Raw genomic sequence first — 4,917 nt, 5'->3', positions numbered from 1 at the left:
CCGCATGCAGGTCCTCGTGCGGTTCCTGCGGCAGGACAAGGAGGCCGGGCTCGCCGAGCACGGCCTCGAAGGGTGGGAGTACGACATCCTGTGGCGGCTGCGCTCGGTCGGGCCGCCCTACCGGGCCGCCCCGACCTGGCTGGCCGAGGCCCTGGGCACCCACCCGGCCACGCTCACCGGCAGGCTGAACCGGCTCGAGAAGGACGGGTACGTCGCGCGCGCACCCGACCCCGCCGACCGCCGGCGCCTCCTGGTCCATCTGACGGACCAGGGGCACCGGGCCTGGCAGGACACGATCGGAGCGTCGGCGGCCACGGAGCACGCCCTGCTGGGCGTGCTCACGGACGCCGAGCGGGAGCAGCTCGCCGACCTGCTGCGCAGAGTCGTCCTCGCCGCGGAGGACGGCGGGCCGGACCTGATGCCGCCCGCCACCTGACGGGCGGCCGGAACGGCCCGGCGGGGGACGCTAGGCCAGCCCGGCGACCAGCTCGGCGACCGGCTTGCGGCGACCCGTGTAGAAGGGCACCTCCTCGCGGGTGTGCAGGCGCGCCTTCGCCCCCCGCAGGTGCCGCATCAGGTCGACGATGCGGTGCAGCTCGTCGGCCTCGAACGCCAGCATCCACTCGTAGTCGCCGAGAGCGAACGCCGACACCGTGTTGGCCCGGACGTCGGGGTAGTCGCGCGCCATCAGGCCGTGCTCGGAGAGCATCGCGCGGCGCTCGTCGTCCGGCAGCAGGTACCACTCGTAGGAGCGGACGAACGGGTACACGCACACGTAGGCGCGGGGCTCCTCGTCGGCGAGGAACGCGGGGATGTGGCTCTTGTTGAACTCCGCCGGGCGGTGCAGCGCCATCTGCGACCACACCGGCTCGCTCGCACGGCCCAGCGCCGTCCGCCGGAACCGCGTGTAGACCTCCTGCAGGTCGTCGGACGTGGGCGCGTGCCACCAGAACATGTAGTCGGCGTCCGCCCGCAGGCCCGCGACGTCGTAGGCGCCGCGCGTGGTGACGTCCTTCTGGGCGGCCTGGTCGAGGAGGTCCTGCACCTCCGCCGCCGCCTGCTCGCCCACGGTCCCCGGCTTCGCGACCCGGAACACCGACCACATGGTGTAGCGGATCACGTTGTTGAGTTCGCGCGCCTTCGGCTTGCCCTGCTGCTCCGTCATGGTCCAACTCCTTCTCGACTGCGCAAATGGTCCAGGACGCGGAGCGCCGCCGCGCGCGCGGAGGCGATGCACGCGGGGATGCCGAGGCCGTCGTAGGCGGCGCCCCCGACGGCCAGCCCCGGCGCTCCGGCGACCGCGGCCCGGACCTTGGCCACGCGGTCGGCGTGGCCCACGTTGTACTGCGGGAGGCCGCCGCCCCACCGGGTCACCCGGCTCTCGACCGGCAGCTCGGTGACGCCGCACGTCGCGGCGAGCTCGGCCATGGCGGTCGCGACGAGCTCCTCGTCGGCCCGCTGGAGCAGGTGCTCCTCGCCGTACCGGCCGATGGAGCAGCGCACCGCGACGACGCCCGGGTCGCGGTCGCGCAGGTGCGGCCACTTCAGCGAGCTGAACGTGACGGCCTTGACCCCCCGGCCGCCGCGGGCCGTGTCGCTCTCCACGTTCGGGACGAGGTAGCCGCTGCCCTCCGGAAGCCGCGGGAACGCGGTGGCCCGGTAGGCGAGCGTGATGATCGCCATACTGGCGTGCTCGATGCCGCCGAGCTCCCGCGCGGCGGCGGGGACGTCCGGCTCCAGCAGGCGGGACGCCGGGGCCGCCGGGACCGCGACCACCACCGCGTCGGCGTCGAGGTACTCGGGGTCGCGGGCGGAGCCGACGGTGAGGCGCCAGCCGTCCTCGCGGCGGCGCAGCTCGCGGACCGTGGCGCCGGTCCTGACCGTCCCGCCCGCCTCGGCGATGTCGGCGGCGACCAGGTGCGGGAGCGTGCCGAGCCCGTCCGGCAGCGTGGCGAACACCGGGCCCGGGTCCTTCGGCGCGGCGTCCCGGATCCCCTGGACGGCGTGGATCAGCGACCGGTGGGACCGCGCGGCGGCGGCGACGGCGGGCAGCGTGGACTCGAAGGACAGCAGCTCGGCCCGTCCCGCGTACACGCCGCCGAGCAGCGGCTCCACGAGCCGGTCGACGACCTCGCCGCCGAGGCGGGCGCCGATGTAGCCGGCGACGGACACGTCCCCGCCGCGCGGCGTCTCCGGCAGCACGAGGTCCAGCGGGACGCGCGCGAGCCCGGCCGGCGACAGCACGTGCGCGGCGGCCAGCGCCTTCAGGTCGGACGGGACGCCCATCACCTGGCCGGACGGGATGGGCCGCAGCGCGCCGCGGCTGAGGATCGCCGAGGAGGTGGTGCCGGGGTTCACGAGGTCGCCGGAGCGGCCGAGGTCGCGCACCAGGTCCAGGCCCTCGGGGCGGCGGGCGAGCATCGACTCGGCGCCCTCGTCCACCGGGATCCCGGCGATCTCGCTGACCCGCAGCTTTCCGCCGATCCGGGAGGCGCCCTCCAGGACGGTCACCCGGACGCCCTCCCGGACGAGCACGCGCGCGGCGGCGAGGCCCGCGATGCCGCCCCCGACGACAACGGCATGGGACGTGGTCATGCCTCCAGCCTTCCAGACGCCTCGCCGGATCGCGCACCGGGGCGGGCCCGGCGCCGCGCCCGGGCGCCGGATTCTTGTCACGGAGATGACAAGATCTCAAAACCATGCCAGTGAATACTGGCGAACATGATGCCTCGGAAGACCTCCACTCTCCTCACGGCCGCCCTCACGGCGGCGGCGCTCGCGACCGGCGGGCTCGCGTCCCCCGCGTCGGGCGCGGCCCGCGGCGAGTTCACGCCGGTCCCGCTGCCGTTCTTCTGGCCGAACAACAGCCTCTACGACGTGGACGCCGCCTCGGCCGACAGTGTCTGGATCGCCGGGAACCAGGGCGAACTCGTGATCCCCGGCCCGATCCCGGGAACCGGGCAGAGCATCCCCGGAAACCCCGTCGTCCGGCGCTGGAAGGACGCCCGCTGGGTCGAGTACGACCTCCAGAACCTGTCCAGCCGCGGCACCATCACCGACGTCGACGCGGCCGGTCCCGAGGACGTGTGGATCACCGGACCGAAGTACGGCTCCGGCGGCACGGCGCCGGAGCCGTACGCGGCGCGCTTCACCGGCTCGCGGTTCGAGCAGGTGGCGCTGCCGCCCGGCGCCGTCGGCGCGAACCTCCAGGCGAGGGCCGACGGCGTGTGGGTCGCCACCGCCGGCGCCGTCTACCGCCGGACGGGCGACACCTGGACGCGCGTCACCGCGATCCCGGACATGCAGCAGAACGCGTCCTACATCCGGGCGGACGACGACATCTGGTTCCTCGGCACCGTCTCCGCCGCCGACCAGACGCTCACCGCACGCCACTGGGACGGGCACTCCTGGCAGAGCGTCCCGGTGCACGAGCCCGTCCCCGGGACGGGCTTCACCGACATGATCGCCCTCTCCCCCACCGACGCCTGGGCCACCGGCATCAGCTACCGCACCTCCCCGGCCTCGCCCGTCCTGATGCACTGGGACGGCACGGCCTGGACGGGCGTCACCCCGCCCCCCGGCCTCAACGCGCTCACCCGGATCGTCCGGGGCGGGGACGGGACGCTGTGGGCGATCGGGCACTCGCTCGACGAGCCCGCCAAGCCCGGCCTGCTCCGCTACGACGGCGGGGCCTGGGAGCGCGTCCCGACCACCGCCGTGCCGAACCGGAGCAACGTCTACGCGACCGCGCTCGCCGTCGTCCCCGGCACCGGTGCCCTGTGGACGCTCGGGTCCGTGAACGTCGGCGGGCCGGTCGTCCTCACCGACGGCCCTTGATCACCGGCGGCCCGTGACCGCCGCGTGCCCGCTTCGTTCCCGGATCGCGACCGGCCCCGGGGAACGGTGATCCGCCGCACTCCGTCCAAGCCCCATGCGGATCGTCAGGAGCATCACCTGCGCACTGCTCGTCCTGCCGCTGGCGGCGGGCATGGCCGCGTGCGGAGGCGGCGGCGGCCAGTCCTCCGGAGCGTCGGACACCGCCCCCCGGGGCGTGGCCACGGCGCCGGCCCTCCCGAGCAGCGGCGCCCAGCGCGCCGAGGGCGTCCCGCAGAGCGGGGCCGCGAAACGGCCGGAGAAGCCCCTGCCCACCGGGCGCGAGGTCGTCCAGACAGCCGACCTGCGGGTGCGGGCGAAGGACGTGGAGGCCGCCGCCGCCAAGGCCAAGCAACTGGTCGCCGCGGCGGGCGGCTACGTCGAGCGGGAGTCGACGTCGAGCGACCCGGCCCGCTCGGAGATCGCGCTCAAGATCCCGAGTGACCGGTACGCCGAGGTGCTGGGCCGGCTCGGCGCCGACCTCGGCACCAAGCTGTCGCTCGGCCAGCAGGCCGAGGACGTGACCGGCGAGGTGGCCGACGTCGACGCGCGGGTGCGGTCCGCGAAGGCCACGCTGGAGTCGTTCCGCAAGCTGCTCGGCCGGGCGGGCTCCGTCGGCGAGATCATGAGCATCGAGCAGGAGATCTCCGAGCGGGAGGCCGACCTGGAGGCGCTCCAGGCGCGCCAGAAGTCGCTCGCCCACCGCACGCAGTTCGCGACCGTGACCGTGATCCTGGTGAGCAGGACCTCGCCGCCCGAGAGGGACGAGCCCCGCGGCGGCTTCGTCGGCGGGCTGGAGAACGGCTGGCACGCGTTCACCGCGTTCGTCGGCGGCGTCGCCGCCGTGCTGGGCTGGCTGCTGCCGTTCCTCGTCGCGGCCGCCGTGATCGGGCTGCCGGCGCTGGCCCTGCGCCGCCGGAGGCGCGCCCGGTCCGCGGCCCGCGAAGCCGACTCCGCACCGGCCCCGGAGGAGGCGCCGGAGCCGGAGACCGCGAAGGCCGTCGTCGGCGCGGGCGAGGAGCCCCCGCAAGGGCCGCCGCCGCC

5 protein-coding genes are annotated in these 4,917 nt (G+C 75.2%); 3 read left to right on the top strand and 2 right to left on the bottom strand.

Annotated features, from left to right (window positions below; genetic code table 11):
* Window positions 1–436: MarR family transcriptional regulator (locus AB0C69_RS37950; protein WP_360360692.1), on the top strand; the 436-nt coding region annotated here is incomplete at its 5' end.
* A gap of 30 nt (window positions 437–466) precedes the next feature.
* Here the strand turns inward: AB0C69_RS37950 and hemQ are convergent.
* Complete coding sequence (gene hemQ, locus AB0C69_RS37945; RefSeq protein WP_345177277.1) at window positions 467–1,165, bottom strand: hydrogen peroxide-dependent heme synthase; 699 nt, start codon at window positions 1,163–1,165, stop codon at window positions 467–469.
* Complete coding sequence (gene hemG / locus AB0C69_RS37940; protein WP_360360689.1) at window positions 1,162–2,595, bottom strand: protoporphyrinogen oxidase; 1,434 nt, start codon at window positions 2,593–2,595, stop codon at window positions 1,162–1,164. Before hemG ends, hemQ begins: the two co-directional genes overlap by 4 nt.
* 126 nt (window positions 2,596–2,721) lie before the next feature.
* Between hemG and AB0C69_RS37935 the strand changes: the two genes are divergently transcribed.
* Complete coding sequence (locus AB0C69_RS37935; protein ID WP_360360686.1) at window positions 2,722–3,837, top strand: hypothetical protein; 1,116 nt, start codon at window positions 2,722–2,724, stop codon at window positions 3,835–3,837.
* Between the two features lie 94 nt (window positions 3,838–3,931).
* Window positions 3,932–4,917, top strand: a 986-nt coding sequence (locus tag AB0C69_RS37930) for a DUF4349 domain-containing protein (protein WP_360360683.1), incomplete at its 3' end; no start/stop codon positions are given.

Origin of the sequence: Actinomadura sp. NPDC048032 (assembly GCF_040653175.1) — a bacterium.
GTDB lineage: Bacteria > Actinomycetota > Actinomycetes > Streptosporangiales > Streptosporangiaceae > Spirillospora > Spirillospora verrucosospora.
This window is presented reverse-complemented; position numbering and strand designations above follow the sequence as displayed.

Bases quoted from the DNA above. Each gene is read 5' to 3' on its own strand.
- hemQ (WP_345177277.1), bottom strand. From the start codon at position 1,165: ATGACGGAGCAGCAGGGCAAGCCGAAGGCGCGCGAACTCAACAACGTG.
- hemG (WP_360360689.1), bottom strand. From the start codon at position 2,595: ATGACCACGTCCCATGCCGTTGTCGTCGGGGGCGGCATCGCGGGCCTC.
- AB0C69_RS37935 (WP_360360686.1), top strand. From the start codon at position 2,722: ATGATGCCTCGGAAGACCTCCACTCTCCTCACGGCCGCCCTCACGGCG.